This is a genomic window from Mycobacterium sp. DBP42, from assembly GCF_005924235.1.
Taxonomy (GTDB): domain Bacteria; phylum Actinomycetota; class Actinomycetes; order Mycobacteriales; family Mycobacteriaceae; genus Mycobacterium; species Mycobacterium syngnathidarum.
The window spans coordinates 115412-139542 of the sequence record NZ_VCMY01000005.1; the positions used below are offsets into that span (position 1 = coordinate 115412).

The 24131-nt window shown below is 66.5% G+C and carries 18 protein-coding genes; 9 read left to right on the plus strand and 9 right to left on the minus strand.

The genetic code is table 11. The annotated features are described in order from the left end of the window. Nucleotides 1-240 precede the first annotated feature (240 nt). Together typA and E0T84_RS08250 are read left to right on the plus strand one after the other, a co-directional pair. Entirely contained in the window at nt 241-2142 is a 1902-nt protein-coding gene (gene typA, locus E0T84_RS08245) for a translational GTPase TypA (protein WP_070188538.1), read from the plus strand. 189 nt (nt 2143-2331) lie between these two features. Continuing rightward, a complete protein-coding gene (locus E0T84_RS08250) occupies nt 2332-4176 on the plus strand; it encodes an ABC transporter family substrate-binding protein (protein ID WP_110765159.1) in 1845 nt (614 codons plus the stop codon). A gap of 49 nt (nt 4177-4225) precedes the next feature. Here E0T84_RS08250 and E0T84_RS08255 read toward each other — a convergent pair whose 3' ends face one another. The 4 genes from E0T84_RS08255 to E0T84_RS08270 form a co-directional block, all read right to left on the minus strand. Continuing rightward, nucleotides 4226-5467: a hypothetical protein gene (locus E0T84_RS08255; protein WP_070188528.1), complete on the minus strand. Its 1242-nt coding sequence runs from the start codon at nt 5465-5467 to the stop codon at nt 4226-4228. Nucleotides 5468-6044: 577 nt separating this feature from the next. Continuing rightward, complete coding sequence (locus tag E0T84_RS08260; protein WP_070945543.1) at nt 6045-7430, minus strand: hypothetical protein; 1386 nt, start codon at nt 7428-7430, stop codon at nt 6045-6047. Nucleotides 7431-7501: 71 nt separating this feature from the next. After that, entirely contained in the window at nt 7502-8791 is a 1290-nt protein-coding gene (locus E0T84_RS08265) for a hypothetical protein (RefSeq protein WP_070188530.1), read from the minus strand. Nucleotides 8792-9313: 522 nt separating this feature from the next. Beyond that, nucleotides 9314-10549 (minus strand): chloride channel protein, encoded by a 1236-nt coding sequence (locus tag E0T84_RS08270; protein WP_070188540.1) that lies wholly within the window; start codon nt 10547-10549, stop codon nt 9314-9316. A 105-nt stretch (nt 10550-10654) separates the two neighbouring features. Between E0T84_RS08270 and mshB the strand changes: the two genes are divergently transcribed. Both mshB and E0T84_RS08280 read left to right on the plus strand, forming a co-directional pair. After that, nucleotides 10655-11512: an N-acetyl-1-D-myo-inositol-2-amino-2-deoxy-alpha-D-glucopyranoside deacetylase gene (mshB, locus tag E0T84_RS08275; RefSeq protein ID WP_070188531.1), complete on the plus strand. Its 858-nt coding sequence runs from the start codon at nt 10655-10657 to the stop codon at nt 11510-11512. A 112-nt stretch (nt 11513-11624) separates the two neighbouring features. Continuing rightward, complete coding sequence (locus E0T84_RS08280; RefSeq protein ID WP_070188532.1) at nt 11625-12047, plus strand: hypothetical protein; 423 nt, start codon at nt 11625-11627, stop codon at nt 12045-12047. 1 nt (nt 12048) lies between these two features. Here the strand turns inward: E0T84_RS08280 and E0T84_RS08285 are convergent, their stop codons facing one another. Continuing rightward, nucleotides 12049-13551 carry a hypothetical protein gene (locus E0T84_RS08285; protein WP_131823386.1) on the minus strand — a complete coding sequence of 501 codons (1503 nt, stop codon included), beginning with the start codon at nt 13549-13551 and terminating at the stop codon, nt 12049-12051. A gap of 203 nt (nt 13552-13754) precedes the next feature. Here E0T84_RS08285 and E0T84_RS08290 point away from each other — a divergent pair, with 203 nt between their 5' ends. After that, on the plus strand, nt 13755-16346 hold the full coding sequence (locus E0T84_RS08290; RefSeq protein WP_070185042.1) for a bifunctional FO biosynthesis protein CofGH: 2592 nt from the start codon (nt 13755-13757) through the stop codon (nt 16344-16346). A 76-nt stretch (nt 16347-16422) separates the two neighbouring features. On the opposite strand, the gene E0T84_RS32685 is transcribed toward E0T84_RS08290, so the two are convergent. Next, nucleotides 16423-16866, minus strand: a complete 444-nt coding sequence (locus E0T84_RS32685) for an excalibur calcium-binding domain-containing protein (protein WP_070185032.1) — start codon at nt 16864-16866, stop codon at nt 16423-16425. Nucleotides 16867-17047: 181 nt separating this feature from the next. Between E0T84_RS32685 and E0T84_RS08300 the strand changes: the two genes are divergently transcribed. Beyond that, a complete protein-coding gene (locus E0T84_RS08300; RefSeq protein WP_070185033.1) occupies nt 17048-17596 on the plus strand; it encodes a YceI family protein in 549 nt (182 codons plus the stop codon). Between the two features lie 255 nt (nt 17597-17851). Continuing rightward, complete coding sequence (locus E0T84_RS08305; protein WP_070185043.1) at nt 17852-18535, plus strand: GAF and ANTAR domain-containing protein; 684 nt, start codon at nt 17852-17854, stop codon at nt 18533-18535. A gap of 7 nt (nt 18536-18542) precedes the next feature. On the opposite strand, the gene E0T84_RS08310 is transcribed toward E0T84_RS08305, so the two are convergent. After that, complete coding sequence (locus tag E0T84_RS08310; RefSeq protein ID WP_110764882.1) at nt 18543-20558, minus strand: NADPH-dependent 2,4-dienoyl-CoA reductase; 2016 nt, start codon at nt 20556-20558, stop codon at nt 18543-18545. Between the two features lie 263 nt (nt 20559-20821). Here E0T84_RS08310 and fdxA point away from each other — a divergent pair, with 263 nt between their 5' ends. Together fdxA and dapC are read left to right on the plus strand one after the other, a co-directional pair. Beyond that, nucleotides 20822-21145 (plus strand): ferredoxin, encoded by a 324-nt coding sequence (gene fdxA / locus E0T84_RS08315; protein WP_036448192.1) that lies wholly within the window; start codon nt 20822-20824, stop codon nt 21143-21145. Between the two features lie 29 nt (nt 21146-21174). Beyond that, on the plus strand, nt 21175-22278 hold the full coding sequence (dapC, locus tag E0T84_RS08320) for a succinyldiaminopimelate transaminase (protein ID WP_070185034.1): 1104 nt from the start codon (nt 21175-21177) through the stop codon (nt 22276-22278). A 16-nt stretch (nt 22279-22294) separates the two neighbouring features. On the opposite strand, the gene E0T84_RS08325 is transcribed toward dapC, so the two are convergent. Both E0T84_RS08325 and E0T84_RS08330 read right to left on the minus strand, forming a co-directional pair. Next, nucleotides 22295-22912 (minus strand): response regulator transcription factor, encoded by a 618-nt coding sequence (locus E0T84_RS08325; protein WP_070185035.1) that lies wholly within the window; start codon nt 22910-22912, stop codon nt 22295-22297. Further along, nucleotides 22909-24123, minus strand: coding sequence for a sensor histidine kinase (locus E0T84_RS08330; RefSeq protein ID WP_070185036.1), 1215 nt, complete (start codon nt 24121-24123; stop codon nt 22909-22911). Before E0T84_RS08330 ends, E0T84_RS08325 begins: the two co-directional genes overlap by 4 nt. Between the last annotated feature and the right edge of the window lie 8 nt (nt 24124-24131).

Consider the following 24131-nt stretch of genomic DNA (forward strand, 5'->3'; position numbering starts at 1 on the left):
ACGGTACGCCCGAACGTCAGGATTTCCTCGCCCGTTTGAAGACCTTGTCCAGTTCTTTGCCGCTCACCCCGTGGCGTTCGGCCTTGCGGACCTTGTGCAGCACCAGAGGGCAGCGTTTGCAGCGCGGCTTGCTCCGGCAGCACTTTTTCTTGGGTTTCAGGCGGGCGATCTTCGCGGACTTCAACGTGACGGGGCTCTCTCGTTTTCGTGATCGACCGGCGTGCCTGCGAGAATGTCGGTGTGGATTCACGCCCGAGCTTTCGCAATGTCGCCATCGTCGCCCACGTCGACCACGGCAAGACGACCCTAGTCGACGCGATGCTGCGACAGTCCGGTGCCTTGACGCACCGCGGCGACGACGCGGTCGAGCGCCTGATGGACTCCGGTGACCTTGAGAAGGAAAAGGGCATCACCATCCTGGCCAAGAACACCGCGGTGCACCGGCACCATGCGGACGGCTCGATGACGGTGATCAACGTCATCGACACTCCAGGTCACGCCGACTTCGGTGGTGAGGTGGAGCGCGGCCTGTCCATGGTCGACGGTGTGGTGCTGCTGGTCGACGCCTCTGAGGGGCCGCTGCCGCAGACCCGGTTCGTGCTGCGCAAGGCCCTGGCCGCGCACCTTCCGGTGATCCTGGTGGTCAACAAGACCGACCGGCCCGACGCCCGCATCGCCGAGGTGGTCGAGGAAAGCCACGACCTGCTGCTCGACGTTGCCTCCGACCTCGACGAGGAAGCGCAGGCGGCCGCCGAGAAGGCGCTGGATCTGCCCACGCTGTACGCCTCGGGCCGGGCCGGCATCGCGTCGACCACACAGCCCGCCAACGGCGAAAACCCCGACGGGGAGAACCTGGACCCGTTGTTCGACGTGCTGATGGAGCACATCCCGCCGCCCTCCGGTGACCCGGAGGCGCCGCTGCAGGCGCTGGTCACCAACCTCGACGCGTCGGCCTTCCTCGGCCGCCTCGCGCTGATCCGTATCTACAACGGCCGGCTCAAGAAGGGGCAGCAGGTCGCCTGGATGCGTGAGGTCGACGGGGCGCCGGTGATCACCAACGCCAAGATCACCGAGCTGTTGGCCACCGAGGGCGTCAACCGTAACCCCACAGAAGAGGCCGTCGCCGGCGACATCGTCGCCGTCGCGGGTATCCCCGAGATCATGATCGGCGACACCCTGGCCGACCCCGAGCACGCGCACGCGCTGCCGCGCATCACCGTCGACGAGCCCGCCATCTCGGTGACCATCGGCACCAACACCTCGCCGCTGGCGGGACGGGTGTCCGGGCACAAGCTGACCGCCCGCATGGTCAAGAACCGCCTCGACACCGAGTTGATCGGCAACGTGTCGATCCGGGTCGTCGACATCGGCCGCCCCGACGCCTGGGAGGTGCAGGGCCGCGGCGAGCTGGCGCTGGCCATCCTGGTCGAGCAGATGCGCCGCGAGGGCTTCGAACTGACCGTCGGCAAGCCGCAGGTGGTCACCAAGAACATCGACGGCAAGCTGCACGAGCCGTTCGAAGAGCTGACCATCGACTGCCCCGAGGAGTTCGTCGGAGCCATCACCCAGCTGATGGCCAACCGCAAGGGCCGCATGGAGCAGATGACCAACCACGCGGCCGGTTGGGTGCGGATGGACTTCGTGGTGCCCAGCCGCGGCCTCATCGGCTTCCGCACGGACTTCCTGACCGAGACCCGTGGCACCGGTATCGCCAACGCGGTGTTCGAGGGCTACCGGCCGTGGGCCGGGGAGATCCGCGCCCGCCACACCGGCTCGCTGGTTTCGGACCGGTCCGGTTCGATCACCCCGTTCGCGATGATCCAGCTGTCCGACCGTGGCCAGTTCTTCGTCGAGCCGGGCCAGGATACGTATGAGGGCCAGGTCGTCGGGATCAACCCGCGCGCCGAGGATCTCGACATCAACATCACCCGCGAGAAGAAGCTGACCAACATGCGGTCGTCGACCGCTGACGTCATGGAGACTTTGGCGCGGCCACTGGATCTGGGCCTGGAGCAGGCCATGGAGTTCTGCGCCGAGGACGAGTGCGTGGAGGTGACCCCCGAGGTCGTGCGCGTGCGCAAGGTGGAGCTGACGGCCTCATTGCGGGCACGCGCGAAGGCCCGGGCCAAGGCTCGCGGCTAGTTCTTCGTTTTCTTGGTTTGACTATGCGTCCAGGGCGCGAAGGTGCGAGGAGCAGGTGTCCTGAACGCAGAGTCGATGTCGTTTGCCGCCGGAATGCGGTTGATTCGCAGTGCCGGTGCGCAGCGCCGGCGTCGGGAGAGGCTCGATACCCTGAGTAGCGTGCCGACACCGCTGAGCCGCGCCCGTCTGATGATCGGAGCGCTCGTTTCGGTGCCGGTGCTTCTGTTCAGCGGTTGTACGGTCAGCCCGCCACCGGCCCCGCAGAGCACCGAGACCACTGAGACAACGCCACCGCCTCCGGTCAAGGCGACGCAGATCATCATGGCCATCGATTCGATCGGGCCAGGGTTCAACCCGCACCTGCTGTCGGACCAGTCTCCGGTGAATGCGGCCGTCGCCTCGATGGTGCTGCCGAGCTCGTTCCGCCCGGTGCCCGACCCGAAGTCTCCGACAGGTTCGCGCTGGGAGCTCGATCCGACGCTGCTCGAATCGGCCGAGGTCACCAGTGAGAACCCGTTCACGGTCACCTACAAGATCCGTCCGGAAGCGCAGTGGACCGACAACGCACCCATCGCCGCCGATGACTACTGGTATCTGTGGCAACAAATGGTCAGTCAGCCAGGCGTTGTGGACCCGGGCGGCTATGACCTGATCACCGGTGTGCAATCGGTCGAGGGCGGCAAGCAGGCGGTGGTGACGTTCTCGCAGCCCTACCCGGCGTGGCGGGAGCTGTTCAACGACATCCTGCCGGCCCATATCGTCAAGGACATTCCCGGCGGCTTCGGCGCTGGCCTGGCCCGCGCTATGCCGGTGACCGGCGGGCAGTTCCGGGTGGAAAGCATTGACCCGCAACGTGATGAGATCCTGCTCGCCCGCAACGACCGGTACTGGAGTGCGCCGGCAAAACCTGATCTGGTGCTGTTCCGGCGCGGTGGCGCGCCGGCCGCACTCGCCGACTCCATTCGCAACGGCGACACCCAAGTCGCCCAGGTGCACGGTGGCGCAGCCACTTTCGCGCAGTTGAGTGCGATCCCCGATGTTCGCACCGCCCGGATCGTGACGCCTCGGGTGATGCAGCTGACCCTGCGGGGACAACAACCCACCTTGGAGCAGGCACAGGTGCGCAAGGCGATCCTGGGTCTCATCGATGTCGATCTGCTGGCATCGGTGGGTGCCGGCGACGACAACACGGTGACGCTGGCCCAGGCTCAGGTTCGCTCTCCGTCAGACCCTGGCTATGTGCCGACGGCCCCGCCGGCCATGTCGCGGGCGGCCGCCCTGGATCTCTTGCGCGGTGCCGGCTACGTGATCGAACCGGCGGCCGAGCCGGGCGCGCCGGGTGCGCCTCCGTCCCCCGACAACGGCAGGCAGCGCATCACCAAAGACGGCAACCCGCTGTTGTTGGTGCTGGGTGTGGCATCCAATGATCCGACGTCGGTCGCGGTGGCCAACACCGCGGCCGATCAACTGCGGAATGTCGGGATCGACGCCTCGGTGCTGGCTTTGGACCCTGTTGCGCTCTACGGCGATGCGCTGACCAACAACCGTGTCGACGCCGTCGTCGGGTGGCGTCAGGCCGGGGGAGACCTGGCCACCAGCCTTGCCTCGCGCTACGGCTGCCGCGCGCTGGAAGCGACCGCTGTCTCCACGACGGTTCCCGGTGTCCCGACGTCACCGTCACCGTCGCCGAAGCCGACGACGAGTGCCGCGCCCGCACCGACCACCACCGCAACCTCGACCCAGCCCATCCCGGCTCCCGACTCGGGTGAGTTGGTGCAGGCGCCCAGCAACATCACCGGCATCTGCGACCACAGCATCCAGTCGAAAATCGATGCGGCACTGGATGGTTCACAGAACATCGCCGAGGTGATCCAGGCGGTCGAGCCCAAACTTTGGAACATGGCCACGGTGCTGCCGATCTTGCAGGACACCACGATCGTCGCGGCCGGGCCCAGCGTTCAGAACGTCAGCTTGACCGGTGCGGTTCCCGTCGGCATCGTCGGCGACGCGGGCAGCTGGACCAAGGGCAGGTAGGCAGACAGTGGGCCCCCTCGTGCGAGGAGGCCCACTGCTTGGCGGTGAATCAGGCTGCGCCGCTTGAGCTGCTCGAGCCTGACGAGGACGAGCCGCCGCTGGACTTGGCGTGCTTTCCGGCCTTGGTGCTCTTGCCACCGAGACCCGCTGCGGCCTTCTTCAGTCCGTCGGTGACGCTCTTGACCGCTCCCTGAACGTCCTCGCGGACCTGCTTGGCCGAAGCGGACCGCTTGGTGGACAGGGTCTTACCGGGCTCTGCCTTGAGGCTGTCCCTCACCACCGGGGCGGTGGCTTTGGAAGGTACGTCCTCATCCGCCGCCTGCGCCGCCGCTGCCGGCGCAGGCGCCGTTTCTGCGCTTTCGGCGCTTTCGTGCACCGCTGCCGGTGCAGGCAGTGCCTTCTCGGCGGTGGGCGCGACGTCGAGCGTCACGACTTTGGCTGGCGATCTCGACGTGGTGTCCGTTGCCGAGACTGCTGCCTCGGTTGCGGGCGGACTGATTGCCGCAGCGATCATCTCGCGCGCCTGCCGCAGGGTACCCAGCAGGCCGAGGTTGGGACCGAACACACCGCCGCCGAGCTCGTCACCGTTGAGGAACGCGTCCGCGATGACGGCGGGGCTACTGAACATCGTGCTGACGGCGCCGAGCGGATCACCTGCGGTGGCAGAGTCGAGGATCTCCTGGCCGACGTTGCCTGCGACAGTGATCGTCCGATATGCGACGTTGAGCGCCCCGAGCAGCGGCATCACCACGGCCAGTTGGGTGTCCACGACATTGAGCACGTTTTGTATCGGCTGCCGGATGGCAGCTGTGATCGGTTCCAGCAGGGGCAGGCCGACTCCTACGACCGGGGTGAGGAATGCGCTCCAGGCATTGGCAACCGCACCGTTGATGTCGCCGCTGAGGAGGTCTGAAAGCGCCGACTGCAACAAGGACGGGATGCTGTAAGGATTCGACGGGTCGAGTGCGTTGCCGAGTGCCACCGCGGAATCCTGCAGTGCCGACCCGAGCGAGACTGCGGTGGCGATCTGGTTGTCGATCACCTGCCGCAGGATCGGAGCGGGGTCGGCCAACTCGTCACCGATCAGCGTCGACACATTGGTGACGGTGTTGGTGAAGAGCTGCATGTAGGCCTGGATCGGATCGGTTGCTGCCGACAGGCTCACCTCAGCCGAAGAGACCGCTGGAACCGTGATGTCCGGCATCGGCGGCGCGACCGGACTTATCGCGATTGCGCTGGCGCCGACCAACGCGACACCAGCGGCGAGATAGGGATGGCCTGCGACTTGCATTGCTTCTCCTCTAGATCAATCCGATCCCCGACGAGGCTGAAGCTACCTGAGGGTAACTTTACAAATTTCCGTTTTTGAAAAGTTGCATTCAATGCTCGGCACACGGCTAATGAGGTTGTGAGCAAAGTGAACTAGCTGGTAATGCAGGGTAGTTAGGTGTGCTTCGATATTTTTCTGCAACCCAATGCGGGGAGCGCCTCGCCGGCCCGCGAGGCGTCGGCGCTGAAGGCCGATTGTTCGCTCGATGGGCACGCGCTCGGGGAAACACGGGTGAACATGGGTGCTCGGGCAAGCGGGATGTTTTGCACCGGAAGGCTCCCCGCGGGTGCCACGCGTCGACCTCGGTCCGGCCGCATCGGGTGTGGCGTGTGACCGCGAACGACTCGCGACGGTGCGTTGTCCAGAAGTTGCTGTGTCGTTGTGATGGCAACCAAATGTCGTAGGTTGCCACATTGGCGCAACACGGTGGCACGCGAACCCTTCGGGCCGCGGAACTGAGTGCAGGCTGAGAACTTCCAAAGAAGCCGCAGGCCCTCTCCATCGCATCGATGGAGAGGGCCTGGCGGGGTGCGATGGGTTACTTGTCGGAGCTCTTGGCCGAGCCGTTCGAGGTCTTCTTCTCGGCCTTCTTCTCGGCCTTCTTCTGGGTGGCGGGCTTGTCCTTCTTCAGGCCGCCGGTCAGCTTCTTGACCGCTGACTTGACCTGAGTGCGGACGGCTTTGGCGGAATTGGCCTTTGACAGCCCCTGGGTGGCTTTCGGTGATGCCTTGGTCGACAGCTTGGTGGCGGCCTTGGGGGTGCTGTCGCTGTCGGCCTTGGCGTCGGCGTCGGCGGAAGGAGTGTCCTCTGACACCGCGTCTTCCACCGCCACCGCGTATTCCACCGCCGCCGCGGGCTCATCTGCCGCCGCGGGCTCGTGGGCCACCGAAATGGCCTGTGAAGCAGCAGGTGTCGAGCTGCTCTCCTTGTCCGGCGCGACGTCGAGCGTCACAGTCTTGGCTGCTGGGGCGAGTGCCGACTGCACCGCCACCGTCTCCGAGGCAGCGTCGAGGGCCGGCAGGTTGCCGAACAGGTTGCCTCGGTCGGCGCCGGGGGTGGCCAGCGAGTCGGCGATCTGGGAGACCGTGTCCAGAAGCGTCGAGATGGTGCCTCCCGGGTAGAACCCGTCCCGCGCGCTCAACAGCCCGGTGAACACCGTAGGTGGCATGCCGTCGCCGTTGTCGATCTCGAATCCGTTGAGCAGGGCACCGGTGATCGTGGCCGGAGCATTCACCAAGGTCCCGACGAACTCGGCAGCATCGCCGGCCGTCGCGGCAGCGGCCAGGTTCTCGAGCACGTACCCGTTGGCTACCGCGGTTGCGGTCAGCGGGGTCAGGATGCCGTTGAGCAGCAGTGCCGGTGCGCCCTCGGGCAGTTTCGTCACCAGGCTCGCCAGGTTGGTGAACGGCTGAGCGATCACCGACCAGGCTCCGGGTGCCCACTGGTTGCCCACGAAGCTGAGCAGCGGAAGCCCCAGCATGAGGGGACTGGTGGCCAGCGCGGCGAACCCGTTTTGGAGGTCCCCGGCGGCGATCAGATCGAGGCCACCCTGGACGGCCGCCTGGAAGCTCATGAAGTTTTCGGGGTCGAGGGCGTCTTGCATGCCCTCGATGAGTCCCTGGGTCGCGGTACCCAGGACGTTCGCGCTGTGCAGTTGGTTGGCGATCACCTGCCTCAGGATCGGCGCCGGGTCGGCTGCCACCTGCTCGCCCAAGCCGCCCACGTTCTCGAAGGCGGTCCCGATCACGTCGGCCCACAGTTGCAGGGGATTGGCTGCGGCGGTGAGGTTTACCGCGGCCGATGAGGCGTCGATCGCGGGCAGGTGTACATCCGGAGCGGGCGGTGCCAGCGGGCTGACGGCGATGGCGCCGGCGCCGACGAGTGCCACACCTGCGGCCAGGTAGGACCGAGAAACGAGCTGCATTGGATCTCCTTACGGGACTTGAGCGGCAGGCCCCCGGTCTGGTGGAGGGGCCCTGCCGGTGGTGCGGTGGGTTAGTTGTTGTCGGCGCCCTTGGCGGAACCGCGGGACGACTCGGCCTTCTTGGGGGTGCTGGGCTTGTCCTTCTTGAGGCCGTCGGTCAGCTTCTTGACCGTGGACTTGACCTGGGCGCGGACTGTCTTGGCAGAGTTCGCCTTCGACTGCCCCTTGGCGGCCTTGGGGGAGGCTTTCATCGACAGCTTGGTCGAGGCTTTGGTGTTGGCGGTGGCATCCGAAGCGTCGGCTTCCGGTGCGGTGGCAGTCCCGGTTTCGACGCCAGAAGCAGTGTCGGCGTTGCTCACTGGAGTCGATTCGGGTTGCTCGGCCTTCGGCGCCGCGACTTCGATCGCAGCGGGGGCCGGGGCGGCCAGCGCCTTGGCAGTCGGGATGGTGACATCCGGTGGGGTGAACGGCTTGGGCTTGAGTTGTTTGAGGGCGTCGACGAAGGTGTCCTCGATGTAGTTGCCCATCGAGATCGTCGCATCGGTTTGACGGATCACGCTCGTGGCGAAGTCGGCGATGCCGTGCTGCACGGCATTGACGACCTTGGTCGGATCGCCGGTGGCGACGGCGTTCGCGACGTCCTGGGCCCCGACGAGTGCCTGCTTCAGAATGGCTCTCGGCTCACCGTCCAGGTCATACCCGACGCCGACCGTTGCGGCAGCCAGTCCGATCACCAACCCGAGTGTGCTCTCCGATACAGCGTTGATGAGCGGCTGCGGGACGTTGAGTACGTGCCCGATGGCGTTGATCTCGGGGGACACCGCGAAGATCAAGATGTTGATGATGGGCTGCATCCCGTCCAGCACGAGGCCGTCGAGGGCGCCACCGGCGTCACCGGCGGCGATCTTGGCAGCCGCCGCCTCGAGGCCGGCCGGCAGGCCGGCGGCCAACTCGCTCAGCGCTTCACTGAGAGCAGTCCCGGCCGCAGACGTGGTTTCCCCGAGCGCGGCCAGGTTGGGGCCGAACTCCTGGGCCGTGATGACCACTCCCGCGAGGGCCTGCGCAATGGCATAAACCGGGGGTGTGGTCAGGAACGCCTGGTATCCGCCGACCGCGTTGTCGACGAGCTGCCGCGGGATCGGGGCAGGGTTGGTGGTCTGGCGTTCGATGATGTTGCTGATCAGCGTCTGCGTCGCGGCGGCCACTGGCTCGAATACGGTCACCGGGTTGTCGATGGCCGCCGTGAGAGCCACCGGTACGTGCACCTCCGGGACGGTTGGCGCCATGGGGCTGACTGCGATGGCGCTGGCACCGACGAGTGCCACCCCCGCGGCCAGGTATGACCGAGCGACGAGTTGCATGGGATCTCCTTACGGCGACGTAACTAAGGTCGGCGCAGAAGTTACCCCAAAGTAAGTTCGGTTGTCTGCAAAGTTTCTTAACTAGTTTTCAGGTCGCAGTAACCCGCAGCCTGCTCCGCAAATGAACTCTGGGTATCTGCGATATTGCTGGTAGTACGTATTTTACTAGGTGAGACCCATTGGTTGCGAGACCCGTGGTAGCGATATTGGGCGCTGTGATAGGTCGGCTGTAGCAAATATTTGACTGGAGGTGTCAGTTGATTGCCAGCGAAGGCGTCGGGGGCAAACGCGGCTGGGTTACCCAGCGGTAATGTTCCGGTGATACCGGCACGGGAGTTAGCGCGCGCACACTGGACACGTGGGTGTGATCTGTAAAACAACCAGCGCGGGGATGAGGCGCCGACCACTAATGAGACCGGTGGTCCCGGTATTCGCACCGTGCTTGCGTTGGCAACTAAGTGGCAGCCTCGGTCAGTTCCGAAAACTACGGATTTCGTTGCCCGCGGTTTGCCCTGGTGTCGCTCATTCGACCATCACCTCGTCGCGCCGCTCCGCTACCGATTGCAGCCCGTGAGCGGCCAGTGCGGCGGCAAGGAATGGCAGCAACACCCACAGCGGCGGCCGCGCCAACTCCCACACGAACAACGCGGCCCATATCGGGGCGCGCTGCGTCACCGCAAGCACTCCGGCCGCACAGGTCAGTGAGACCGCAGCGACGCTGACAGGTCGAATGTCCAAGGTGTTGATCGACAGAGCGATGAGCGATCCCAGCGCTGCGCCGGTCGCCAACGCCGGCGTGAGCATGCCGCCCACCGCGCCGGCTCGCAGGAACAGTGCCGTGAGGACGGGCTTCAAGAGCAGGATCACCGCGGCAGATCCGAGCGTCATACCGCTGGCGAGACTGACCGTCAGGATGCTCTTGCCATTGCCCGGCAGCTCTGGCCACCACACCGAACCGATACCGACGAGCAGACCGGCCGCGGCAATGCCCGGAATGATCAGCCATGACGTGGGGGCGACCGCGGGTCGCGCCGACGCCATGATCCGGTCGAAAGCCGTGCCCACCGCGAACGCCAGCGGCGCCAGTGCCAACGCGAAACCGGTCAGAAAATACGACAGGCTGGGGTCCGGCCACTCCAGCGGAGCCCGAACATGTGTCACGGGTGCCGCGACCGCGACCGCCAACGCCGAAGTGATCAACGCGGCCCCGACGGCCCGTGGGTGCCAGGTGTGCATCATGATCCGGATCGCGAACAAGGCCCCGCCGATCGGCACGCTGTACACCGCACCCAGGCCGGCCCCCGCGGCGCAGGCGAGCAGAATCTCGCGGTCGTGGGGTGTGAGTGCCCACCGCGAGGTGCCGACGTCCCCGAGTACCGCGGCAACTTGGCGGGGTGCGCCCTCACGACCCAGGGATGCGCCGGAACCCACCACCAGAACCTGTAGCGCCGCGTCGAGCGTCATCGAAACCCGGGGGATGGCACGGTGATTCGAGATGGTCGAGGCCAACGCAGGCACCTCATGGTGACGTCGCAGAATCCACCAGCCGAACCCGGCCAGCGCGCCGCCGATCATCGGGCCGACGGCCCGGCGCACCGGGCTGCTGCCGGTGACCCCGTCGAGCAGTGAGCCGAACGTGAACGCGTAGGTGAGGTGTTCGATGAAATGCAGGAGAACTGTCGTCGCCATGCCTGCCAGGCCCGCCAACAACCCGACGATGACGATGCTGCAGCCGAACTCAAGCTCACGGCGGGTCACGGTGTGAATGTATGCGCGATACCCGGATTCGTCAGCGTTGTGCGTCAAAGCCGGTGACGTAGGTCTTCTCGCGCCACCGTCGGTCCCCGGCTATCGTCGGTCACGATGCCCAGCGAAACGCCCCGTCTGCTATTCGTCCACGCCCATCCGGACGACGAAACCCTCACGACCGGTGCCACGATCGCGCATTACGCCGCGCTGGGCGCCGATGTGCACGTGGTGACGTGCACCCTCGGTGAAGAGGGAGAGGTCATCGGGGACCGCTACGCGCGGTTGGCCGTAGACCATGCCGATCAACTCGGCGGGTATCGGATCAGCGAACTGACGAAGGCGTTGAGCGCGCTCGGTATCGGTGCGCCGCAGTTCCTCGGCGGGCCCGGCCGCTGGCGCGACTCGGGCATGGAAGGTTCACCGCAGCGCAAGCAACAACGATTCATCGATGCCGATTTCGACGAGGCGGTCGGCGAACTGGTGCAGATCATCGAGAAGCTACGACCGCACGTCGTGGTCACCTACGACCCCGACGGCGGGTACGGGCATCCTGACCACAAACAGGCTCACCGCGTCACCACTGCGGCCGTCGCGGCGGCCGGCTGGAAAGTCCCGAAGTTCTATTGGACGGTGATGGCGAGTTCTGCGATGCGCGCCGGCCTGCAGGGCCTGCGGGACGTTCCCGAGGACTGGATCCGGATCGACGTGGGCGATGTCCCGTTCGGGTACGCCGACGACAAGATCGATGCTGTCGTCGACGCCGCCGCCCAGCTGCCGGCCAAGGTTGCGGCGATGCGCGCGCACGCCACCCAGGTCACCGTGGATCCGGACGGCACCGCATTCGCGCTGTCGAACAATCTCGCCCTGCCGCTGCTCGGTGAGGAGCACTACGTGCTTGTCTCGGGCGACGCGGGGGAGCGCGACCAGCGTGGCTGGGAAACCGACCTGCTGACCGGACTGAATCTGCAATAGCCGAAACTGGACGCGGTAAGCTCCGGTGAATCAGAGGCGTCGAAGGGACATTCATGGACCCCGATCTGGATCCGAACCTGCAGCACTGGCAGGACCGCGCGGACAACTTCCAGTGGGTGGTGGGTTCGCTTGTCGGTCTGCTCGACAGCATCCCGACCTGACCCCGCCCTCGGACCTCGTGCTGGGTCGCATCGTCCTGGCACTGCTCGCGGTTGACGGCGTCATTTCGGCCGTCGTAGGTGCGCTCCTGCTGCCGTCATATATCGGATCGATCCCATTTCCGGTGAGCGCACTGGCTGCCGGAGCACTCAACACCGCTCTCGTGTGGGCTGCCACGTACTGGACCGATTCCATACGGATAGCGGCGCTGCCGCTGTGGACTTGGCTGGCGGCCGTCGTTGCGATGACATTCGGTGGGCCGGGCAGCGACCTCATCTTCGCCGGCCCTGGGCTGATGGCGTATGGCTCGCTGATATTCATCGCCGCCGGCGCGTTACCACCGGCGGCGATGCTGCGACGGCATTACCGTCGCTGACCTACTTCTTGTCTTTCTTGGTGCCCTTCTTGGCGCTGCCCGACTTGCCCTTGTCTGCCGACTGGCTCCCGGCGGCCGTAGATGCCTTCTCGTTGGCCTTGGGCGTGGCCTTGGTCTTGGGCTTCGGGGTCAGATTCCGCACTGTGTTCCTGACCGCGTCGCGCGTGTCATCACTGGCCTTCTTCGATGCGGTGACCGCGTCTTCGACCCCTGCCTGCACCCGTGTCCGCACTCGGGCCGCACGGTCTTTCGCGCGGTCCTGCGCGGCACCTGCGACAGTGTCGACATCCTCGGCCGGCGTCTCTGCCGGAGTCTCGGCCGGCGCGGGCGTGGACACCAACGACGCACGCGCCGACGGCGGAACGCTCGTCACCTCCTTGGTGTCGGTGTCGGTGGCCAGGCGGCCGGGGGTGAAGTAGTCGATCTGATTGTCGACGTACTCACCGACCGCATTGAGCGCGTTGCTGCCGTGGCTGGTGATGCTGTTGCCGACGAAGCGGGCTTCGGTGCCGAGCGCCTCGAGAATCCCCTGGTTCTGGGTCAGCACGTCATTGAGGTAGCGATCCGGAACCTGCATCAGATCGGTGGTCAGGTCGACGCCCTGCTGGGACAGCGCGCTGATCAGTGTGTAGTTGATGTCGATCTGCCTGCTGATGAAGTTCAGGCGCAGCGCATCCAACGCGTTCTCGGCGCCGCCCACGACGAAGTCGGCCGCGTTGTGGACGACGTTGTAGGCACCGTCGACCGTGTTCACCGCGACGTTGGTGATGAGGTCTGCCGGCGGCAGCACGACATCGCCGACCAACTCGCGCACACCCGGGAACAGGGCGCCCGGCGCGGCGGCCAACGTCTGAGTGGTGGCCAGCGTGGGGAATGGTGGCGGCAGCGGCGGGAAGATCCAGCCGAAGAAGTAATTGAATTCTTCGACGCCGAAGTTGACGGCTTCGGCGACCGAGGATCCGATCGCGCTGCCGATGCCGTTGATCCAAACCCCGAGATTCAGCGGATTGTTGACGATGGGAACGATCGCGTCGTAGAACACGGCGTTGGCGATCGGCTCAATCAGGTAGTTGTAGAAGATGCCGATCTGGTCGCCGATCAAACCGGCGAACGGCACCCCCCAGCCGCCCAGCCAGTAGGCAATGTCCTGTGCGTATTCCACGCCCCAGTCGACCCAGGCCTGGATGAACTGGTAGCCCGAGGTCAACCAATCGCTCGCCGCGTTCTGGACGCCGACCTCGCCCGTCGTCGCGGCGGCGGGCGCAAATCCCAGCGCGGGTGCCGCACCGGTCTGGTCGGGAACCTTGGGTGTCACCGCGGCCGTCATCCGGCTGGCCGCGGCGAGCAGATCGATCATCGCCTGGGTCAGCTGGGGCTCGGCGGAAGTCGGGTGGGCGGGGACGGCGATATCGGCCGGGGCTGCCTGAACGGGGGTGAGGGCGATGGCCGTGGCGGTGGCCGCGGCAGCACCTGCCACTAGATACGAACGAACACTTGTGGACATCGCAACTCCTTCGGTATCCCCTTTCCCGACGGGATCAACTTACGCGGTCGGCGAGGCGATCGTCGCACCTTTAAGTTGTGTGTCCACTAAGGGCGCCGCACTGCGGAAACCCACTGGGGTTACTGTGGCCGGTATGCCGGGCGGATTGGTTTCAGAATGTGAGACGCGTGGATGATCGTGCACAACGACGGGGTTACACGAAAGTGGCTCTAAACCCCCAGCACGGCGCTGATCTGCCCACCCCGGCCGTCCCACCGAGATCCACGGCGCCCAGCACGCCGACCAGTTCGGCGGCCCTGCGGCGCGTGCTGCGCCGGGCCCGTGACGGCGTGACGCTCAATGTCGACGAGGCCGCCATCGCCCTGACCGCCCGTGGCGCAGATTTGACTGATCTGTGTTCCAGCGCCGCCCGGGTGCGGGACGCGGGTCTGGAATCGGCCGGCCGGCGTGGTTCCGCCGGCCGGTTGCCGGTCAGCTACTCGCGCAAGGTGTTCATCCCGGTGACGCATCTGTGCCGCGACACTTGCCACTACTGCACGTTCGTCACCGTGCCCGGCAAGCTGCGCGCACAGGGCATGGGCATGTATATGGAGCCCGACGAGATCCTCGACGTGGCGCGCCAAGGTGCCGAGCTGGGTTGTAAGGAGGCTCTGTTCACCCTTGGCGACCGCCCTGAGGAGCGCTGGGACGATGCCCGCCGATGGCTCGATGAGCGGGGCTATGACTCCACGCTGGACTACGTGCGGGCCATGGCGATCCGGGTGCTCGAAGAGACCGGTCTGCTGCCGCACCTGAACCCAGGCGTGATGAGCTGGTCGGAGCTCTCCCGGCTCAAGCCTGTCGCTCCTTCGATGGGCATGATGCTGGAGACCACGTCACGGCGTCTGTTCGAGGTCAAGGGCGAGGCCCATTACGGCAGCCCGGACAAGGATCCGGCGGTTCGGTTGCGCACCCTGGACGACGCCGGCCGTTTGTCGATCCCGTTCACCACGGGACTGCTGGTCGGTATCGGCGAGACGCTGACCGAGCGTGCCGAGACGATGCACGCAATCCGTAAGTCTCACAAGGAGTTCGGGCACGTTCAGGAAGTTATCGTGCAGAACTTCCGGGCCAAGGATCACACCGCGATGGCGTCGAGCCCGGATGCCGGGATCGACGATTTCATCGCGACGATCGCGGTGACGCGCCTGGTGCTGGGGCCCAAGATGCGTATTCAGGCGCCGCCGAACCTGGTGTCGCGGCAGGAATGCCTGGCCCTGATCGGTGCCGGTGTCGACGATTGGGGCGGGGTGTCACCGCTGACCCCCGATCACGTCAACCCGGAGCGGCCGTGGCCGGCACTGGACGATCTGGCCGACGTCACCGCGCAGGCCGGCTACGACCTGGTGCAGCGGCTGACCGCTCAACCGCAGTACGTGCAAGCCGGCGCTGCCTGGATCGATCCGCGGGTGCGCGGGCACGTCGATGCGCTGGCCGACCCTGACACGGGGTTCGCGCTCGACGTCATCCCGGTCGGGCGGCCGTGGCAGGAACCCGACGAAGCATCAGAATCGTTGGGCCGCATCGATCTGCACACCGCGATCGACTCGGAGGGCCGGCTCACCGATACCCGTAGCGACCTCGACAGTGCGTTCGGGGACTGGGAGTCGATTCGCGCCAAGGTGCACGAGCTCGCCGCCCGGGCCCCCGAACGCATCGACACCGATGTGCTGGCCGCGCTGCGCTCGGCCGAACGCGATCCGGGTGGCTGCAGCGACGACGAGTACCTCGCGTTGGCCACTGCCGACGGTCCGGCGCTGGAAGCTGTTGCCGCCCTGGCGGATTCGTTGCGTCGCGATACCGTCGGCGACGACGTCACGTTCGTCGTCAATCGCAACATCAACTTCACCAACATCTGCTACACCGGCTGCCGGTTCTGCGCCTTCGCGCAGCGCAAGGGCGACGCCGACGCCTACTCGCTGTCCACCGACGAGGTCGCCGACCGGGCCTGGGAGGCCCACGTCGCCGGTGCCACCGAAGTGTGCATGCAGGGCGGCATCGACCCGGAGCTTCCCGTCACCGGCTATGCCGATCTGGTCCGGGCGGTCAAGGCGCGGGTGCCGTCGATGCACGTGCATGCCTTCAGCCCCATGGAGATCGCCAATGGTGTCACCCGCAGCGGGCTGTCGGTTCGGGAGTGGTTGACCAGCCTGCGTGAGGCCGGCCTGGACACCATCCCGGGTACGGCCGCCGAGATCCTCGACGACGAGGTCCGCTGGGTCCTGACCAAGGGCAAGCTGCCGACCTCGGAATGGATCAACGTGGTCACCACCGCGCACGAGGTGGGGCTGCGCTCGTCGTCGACGATGATGTACGGCCACGTCGACACCCCCAAGCACTGGGTCGGGCACTTGAACGTGTTGCGCGGAATCCAGGACCGCACGGGCGGTTTCACCGAGTTCGTGCCGCTGCCGTTCGTGCATCAGTCCTCACCGCTCTATCTGGCCGGCGGCGCGCGTCCCGGACCGACACACCGCGACAACCGTGCCGTGCACGCATTGGCCCGGATCATGTTGCACGGCAGGATCCCGTCGATCCAGACGTCCTGGGTGAAGCTCGGCGTGGAGCGCACGCAGGTGATGCTGCGCGGCGGCGCCAATGACCTGGGCGGCACGTTGATGGAGGAGACCATCTCCCGGATGGCCGGCTCGGAGAACGGCTCAGCCAAGACCGTGGCCGAACTTGTCGCGATCGCCGAAGGTATCGGCCGCCCGGCCCGTCAGCGCACCACGGACTACTCGCCACTCGCGGCTTGAGCAGGCACCGCGAGCGTAACGAGAGTGCGTTTACGCGCGTCAGGCAGTTCACATCGTGCCCGTCGCCGGCCATGCCCTAATCCATCAACCGACCGCTGAGAATCTCGCATGACAGGCTCGCGGCATCGCCGATGACCGGATCGGCTCCGATCATCTGGTCGCCGACACCGGAACTGAACAACGTCGCTTTGCCACCGCAGTGCGACCCGGTTTGCAGGGTGCCCGCAGAACCGGATGGTGCGGTGATGTCGATGCAGTTGGCGCCGGTCCAGATGACCACGGTGGTGTAGTCGCTGCCGGAAGCCGAGCCTGCGCCGGAAACTGAGCCGCCTCCGGTCTCGCAGGCGACCCCGTCGCCGTCGCGGTCGAGTTTCGAGCTGTACCCGGGCTGCCCGGCGTAGATGGGCGCGGCACCCGCGGCGCGGGCCGCAGCGCAATTCGGGTAGGCGCCGGCGACGGGCGCCGCGAGTAGTGAGCTTGTTGCTGCGGCAGACGTCAGGATGAGGGCGAGTAGGCGCATACCAGCGGTTTCCCATCTTGTAATTGACTGCAACGAAAATTGCTGATCCCAGCATGATGCGCCGCCGGTTTCAAGATCGAGAAGAAATTCGCGAGAAATCGGGAATTCAATCGGACCACGGTCCGGTTAGTGCTTGGTGAAGGTGCCGGACCGCCCGGCGCTCGAACCAAGGAGAGACACCATGACCGTCGCAGTAGCCACCGACCTGACCGCGGGTACCTGGGCCATCGACCCCGTGCATTCCTCGATCAACTTTTCGGTCCGTCACCTGATGGTGAGCAAGGTCCGTGGCAGCTTCGAGACGTTCAGCGGCGCCGTCGTCGTTGCCGAGGACGGAACCCCCTCGGTCAGCGCCACCATCGACGTCACCTCGATCGACACCCGCAACGAGCAGCGCGACGCCCACGTGCGCTCCGCAGACTTCTTCGACGCCGAGAACTACCCGTCCGCCACCTTCGTGTCGACCGGCGTGCATCCCGACGGTGACGACTACATCGTCGACGGCGACTTCACCCTCAAGGGCGTGACCAAGCCGGTTTCACTCAAGCTCGAGTTCAACGGTGTCAACCCGGGCATGGGCCAGGGCCCGGTGGCCGGCTTCGAAGCCTCGGTTGTGTTGAACCGCAAGGATTTCGGCATCGACATCGACATGCCGCTGGAGACCGGCGGCACCGTCGTGGGCGACAAGGTCACCATCACGCTCGAGATCGAGGCCGTCAAGCAGGCCTGACTCACCCCACCCGTGACATGGAGGAGTGGCGCCGGGCCGCCGGCGCCACTCCTGCGTGACGGCGGTGCGCTCTGTTTCCGGGCCACCGTGAACAGGCGGCCCCGTCGGCTCGAGGTCTGAACCGGCGAGACCTGGGCGACGGCCATGGTCGACCATGGCCGTCGCCTGCTACACCAGATTGCCCCTCCAAATCAGCCATAAACGTCCGCCCGAAACGTCGTGTGGAACCCGGCGTCGGCGGGCATCCTGGCAAGCATGGTGGAGCTACCGCGCCACGAGTTGGCCGTGCGCATGGCAGACCTCGCGCGCGCACTCGCGGCTCCGCGCACTGTCGAGGAGATACTCGCCGACGTCACCAAGGCGGCCACCGAGCTCATCCCGGGCGTGGACACCGCGGGGATCTTGCTCGTCGGTGACGGCGGTAGGTGGGACTCGCTCGCGGGCACCAGCGAGCTGCCGTATCGGCTCGACGAACTGCAGGTGACCTACCAGGAAGGCCCGTGCATGGAGGCAGCCCTCGGCGACACCGTGGTCCGCACCGACGATTTCCGTGAGGAACCCCGTTGGCCGAGGTATTCGAAGATCGCAGCCGAGATCGGTGTGCTGAGCGGGTTGTCGTTCAAGCTGTATACGGCTGAACGGACGGCCGGTGCGCTGAACCTGTTCGGTTTCCAGCCGAGGGCCTGGGACAGTGAAGCCGAGACCATCGGCACGGTACTGGCGGCGCACGCCGCGGCGGCGCTGTTGGCAAGTAGACATTCCGACCAGCTGACGTCGGCGCTGACCACACGGGACCGGATCGGCCAGGCCAAGGGCATCATCATGGAGCGCTACCACGTCGACGACGTGCAAGCCTTCGAGATGCTCAGGCGGTTGTCACAGGACAGCAACACGAAGCTTGTCGAAATCGCCCGGCAGGTGATCGACTCTCGCGGCTAGTTTGCGCCTACAGGCGCGCGGCCAACTCCGTGCCCTGCTTGATCGCACGTTTGGCATCGAGTTCGGCTGCTATGGCAGCACCACCGATGATGTGCGGCTCGATCCCGGCGCCGTGCAGGGCATCTTCGAGATCGCGCACAGATTCCTGCCCGGCGCAGATCACCACGTTGTCGACGGGAAGAACTCGCCGATCACGGTGCTCGGAACCGAAGCTGATGTGCAGACCGTCGTCATCGATGAGTTCGTAGTTGACTCCGGAAAGCTGATGTACGCCTTTGGCTTTCAGTGATGCTCGGTGCACCCAGCCGCTGGTCTTGCCGAGGTTGCGGCCCTGCGCACCCTTGGTGCGCTGCAGCAGGTACACCTCGCGGACGGCCGGGGCGGGCAGCGCAGTGGTGAGTGCGCCGCGTGCTTCCTGCGGGTCGGCGGCACCCCATTCGGCCTTCCACTCCTTGAGGTTGAGTGTCGGTGATTGGTCAGTCGTCAGGAACTCGCTGACGTCAAAACCGATTCCGCCGGCACCGATCACCGCCACAGAGTTGCCCACAGGCGCACCCGTGATGGCCTGGGCATAGGTGAGGACCTTCGGATGGTCGATCCCCGGGATGGCAGGCAGTCGCGGCGTGACCCCGCTGGCCAGCACCACATCGTCGAAGCTGGTCAGGTCGTCGACCCCGGCCCGGACGCCCAACCGCACGTCGACCCCGAGCTTGTCGAGCATGGTGGTGTAGTACCGGATGGTCTCGTTGAACTCTTCCTTACCGGGAATCCTTCTGGCCAAGTCGAATTGACCGCCGATTACCGATCCGGCCTCGAACATGGTCACCCGGTGCCCACGCTGCGCGGCGCTGACCGCTGCCGCCAACCCGGCGGGCCCGGCCCCGACGACGGCGACCGAGCGGGCGCGGCGGGTGGGGCTCAGGACCAGGGAGGTCTCGCGTCCGGCGCGCGGGTTGAGCAGGCACGACACCTTCTTGTGTACGAAAGCGTGGTCGAGGCAGGCCTGGTTGCAGGCGATGCAGGTGTTGATCTCGTCGACGCGTTCCTCCGCTGCTTTGCGAACCCAGTCCGGGTCACTGAGGAAAGGCCGGGCCATCGAGATCAACTGCACATGCGTATCGGCCAGGGTCTGCTCGGCGGTCTGCGGCATGTTGATCCGGTTGGACGCCACCACCGGGATGGCGAGGTGCTCGGCCACCGCGCTGCTGATGTCGACGAACGCGCTGTTGGGCACCGAGGTGACGATCGTGGGCACCCGGGCCTCGTGCCAGCCGAAGCCCGAGTTGATGATCGTCGCTCCGGCGGCCTCCACTTCCGTTGCCAGTGCGACGATTTCGTCCCAGCTCTGGCCGTCCTCGACGTAGTCGGCCATCGACATCCGGTAGCAGATGATGAAGTCGGAGCCCACCGCCTCGCGCACCCGGCGCACGATCTCGACCGGGAATCGGCGGCGCTTCTCGGGGGTGCCGCCCCACGCGTCGGTGCGTTTGTTGGTGCGCGGCGCCAGGAACTGGTTGAGCAGATAGCCCTCGCTGCCCATGATCTCGACACCGTCATAGCCCGCCTCGCGAGCCAGCAGTGCACAGCGGACGAAATCGTTGATGGTGCCTTTCACGTCGCGCAACGCGCGGGGCCGGAAGGGGTTGATGGGAGCCTTGATCGCGGATGCGCTGACCGAAAGTGGGTGGTAGGCATAGCGTCCGGCGTGCAAGATCTGCAGCAGGATCTTGCCGTTTGCCTCGTGTACGGCGCCGGTGATGCGGCGATGGCGGCGGGCCTCGGACGAGGACACGAGTTGGGATGCGAACGGCAGCAGCCAACCGGTCTTGTTCGGTGCATAGCCGCCGGTGATGATGAGCCCGACGCCGCCGCGGGCCCGTTCGGCGAAGTACTCGGCCAGCTTCGCCGTGTCACCGGCGCGATCCTCCAGGCCGGTGTGCATCGAGCCCATCACCACACGGTTGCGCAGTGTGGTGAACCCGAGGTCCATCGGTGATAGAAGGTTCGGATACGCCAGCCCCATGTCGGCAGAGTAGGTGGGACCGACGGTCCTATGCAACTAGTTGAGTGGCGTTGGCGGGGTGCAAGTAATCGGCCGTGGCGACTAGGCGAGGTGTATCTGCGACGTTTAGTATCAGTTACTACGCGCCACCCTTAAATGGGTGGTGCGTCAAGTTAGGGCACACTGAGACGAACGTCCAAGTATGGGCAACGCATACTGTGACGTCGACTCATCAGAGTCCCCGAACACCGAGCCCAGCAGCCCACTGGACAGGAGAGACATCAGTGACGTACGTCATTGCCGAACCCTGCGTCGACGTCAAAGACAAGGCATGTATCGAGGAGTGCCCGGTCGATTGCATCTACGAGGGTGCACGCATGCTGTACATCCACCCCGACGAGTGTGTGGACTGCGGCGCATGCGAGCCGGTCTGCCCGGTCGAGGCCATCTACTACGAAGATGACGTCCCCGACCAGTGGAGCAGCTACGCGCAGGCCAATGCTGACTTCTTCTCCGAGCTGGGCTCACCCGGCGGTGCCTCCAAGGTGGGCCAGACCGACAATGACCCGCAGGCCATCAAGGACCTGCCGGCCAAGGCCGAGGACTGAGCGCGGTCGAAGCCGGCTTCGAGACTGACGTGGTGCGACAGCGTCGTTCAGCGGTACTGCCAGAGTTCCCCTGGGACACCCTGGCCGACGTCACCGCTCTGGCCCGTTCGCACCCCGACGGAATCGTCGACCTTTCGGTAGGCACTCCGGTTGATCCGGTGGCGCCGGTGATCCGCGACGCGCTGGCCGCCGCCAGCTCGTCTCCGGGCTATCCGACGACCGCCGGCACCCCGGCCCTTCGTGCCTCCGCCGAAGCCGCACTGCGGCGCCGGTACGGCATCACCGACCTGGCGCCGGATGCGGTACTGCCGGTGGTCGGCACCAAGGAGCTGATCGCCTGGCTGCCGACCCTGTTGGCGATCGGAGCCGGCGATACCGTCGTCGTCCCCGAACTGGCCTACCCCACCTACGAGGTGGGCGCCCTGCTTGCCGGGGCACAGGTGTTGCGGGCCGATTCGCTGACCCAGCTCGGGCCGCAGCGGCCCGAGCTGATCTACCTGAACTCACCCAGCAACCCGACGGGCCGCGTGCTCGGGGTCGACCACCTGCGCAAGGTGGTGGGCTGGGCCCGGGACCGGGGCGTACTGATCGCGTCGGACGAGTGCTATCTGGGTCTGAGCTGGGAAGCCGAGCCGCTCAGCGTGCTGCACCCGTCGGTGTGCGACGGTGACCACACCGGGCTGCTGGCCGTGCACTCCCTGTCCAAGACCTCTTCACTGGCGGGCTATCGCGCCGGGTTCGTCGCCGGTGATCCTGCTGTGGTGGCCGAGTTGCTCGCGGTGCGCAAGCACGCCGGGATGATGGTGCCTACGCCGGTGCAGGCCGCGATGGTGGCCGCCCTCGACGACGACGAGCACGAGGCCGTCCAACGGGAGCGCTACGCGCAGCGCCGCGCAGCGCTGCTGCCCGCCATGCGGGCGGCCGGGTTCACCGTGGAGCACTCCGAGGCAGGGCTGTACCTGTGGGCCACCCGCGGCGAGCCGTGCCGCGACACCGTCAAGTGGTTGGCCGAGCGGGGGATCCTGGCGGCCCCCGGCGAGTTCTACGGGCCGGCCGGCGCACGGCATGTCCGGGTCGCGCTGACCGCGACGGACGAGCGTATCGCCGCCGCCGTCGCGCGGCTGGCCTCGTAGCCCTCGCGGAGAAGCGCTACCCCAGCAGTCCCAGCGACATGGCTTTGGTGACCGCCGCGGTGCGGTCGGACACCCCGAGTTTGTGGAATGCGCGCAGCAGGTGCGTCTTCACCGTGGCCTCGCTGATGTGCAGGGCGCGTCCGATATCGGCATTGGTGGCGCCCGTGCCCACCAGGGCCAGCACCTCGGCCTCACGCGTCGACAGCGCCACCGACGGTGAGCGCACCGCGTTCACCAGTCGATCGGCGACCCCGGGGGCGAGCACGGTCTTGCCGCGCGCCGCATCGCGCACTGCCCGGGCCAACTCAACGCGGGACGCATCCTTGAGCAGGTATCCGGTCGCCCCGGCCTCGACCGCGCGCAGGATGTCGGTGTCGCTTTCGTAGGTGGTGACGACGACGATGTGCGTCGACGGATTGTCGGCCAGGATGCGTGCCGTGGCGGTCACGCCATCGATGCCGGGCATCCGCAGATCCATCAGGATGACGTCGGGTCGCAGCGTGTGGGCCAGGCTGATCGCCTCGGCCCCGGACCCGGCCTCACCGATCACGCTGAGATCGTCCTCGGCGTCGATCATGCCGCGCAGCCCCTCGCGAACCACGGGGTGGTCATCGACCAACAACACGGTCGTCATGCCGGCACCGCCACGACGACCCGCACCCCGCCGCCTTCGGGCCTGGACAGCGTCAACGTACCGCCGACCTGGTCCAGCCGTGCCCGCATCCCGCGCAGGCCAAACCCCTCGACGTGATCGGCGGGCAGGCCGATACCGTTGTCGGACAAGCAAAGTCGGACACCATCCGGCGCCGTCTGCAGCCGCACGTGCAGCTCGGTCGCGCAGGCATGCCGGCGCACGTTCGTCATCGCCTCCTGCGCGCTGCGCAGCAGCACCACGCCGGTGGCCATCGCGAGCGGCGGTAGATCGTCGTCGATCCGGACGTCGACGGCGATACCGGTCTCGGCCGCCAGACCCTTGGCCTGCCGACGCAACGCGGCCGACAGGGAGCCCTCTTCCAGGGCGGCGGGGGTCAGCCGGGTCACCATCGTGCGGGCCTCGGTCAGGTTGTCGCGCGCGGTGGTTCGGATGAGTTCGACATGGCGGGCGGCGGCGGCCGGATCGCTGTCGCTCTCGGCCTGCACGGCCTGGGCCAGTGCCACGATGCTGGTGAACCCCTGAGCCAGCGTGTCGTGGATTTCGCGGGCCAGCCGCTCCCGCTCCGCGGCCACCCCGGCCTCGCGGGACAGCTGAGCGGTCTGTGCCCGGCTCGCCGCCAGCTCGGCGACGGTGTCGGTCAACCGTTGCCGCTGCCGCAGGGTCGTCATGATCGTCGTACCGATGACCGGCGCCGCCACCGCGCCCACCAGCGTCACCGCCGCCACCGCGGGCAGACTCGGCCATCCCGCTCCGTGGGCGGCCACGGCGACGCCCAGCGGGGCCAGGGTCACCAGGAAGGTCAGTGTCAGAGCCGCCGCCAGCGGCAGGGTGGCGAATACCAACGGGTAGAGCGCCGGAATCGCCGCGACGGCCGGTGGTGCTGCCAGCAGCGCGACGAGCCACAGCCCGATCATCACCGCCACGAACGCCGCCGTCCGTACCCGGACCGGACCGGTGATGGGATCCGCAGCGCGAATGACGTTGCGCCCGAAGACCAGAACGACCACCACCATCGCGGTGAGCGCACCACAGGCGACCAGCAGATTGCCGCCGAACGTGTGCCGCAGCAGCACGACCGCGAGGATCGCCGCGACGCACAACCCGCAGACGTAGCTCTCCCACATCCAATGCCAGTCCGACGGTTCGCCTCTGACGCGGCGCGGTGTCGTAGGTGGACCGGTTTCGGTCATCTGCCGAT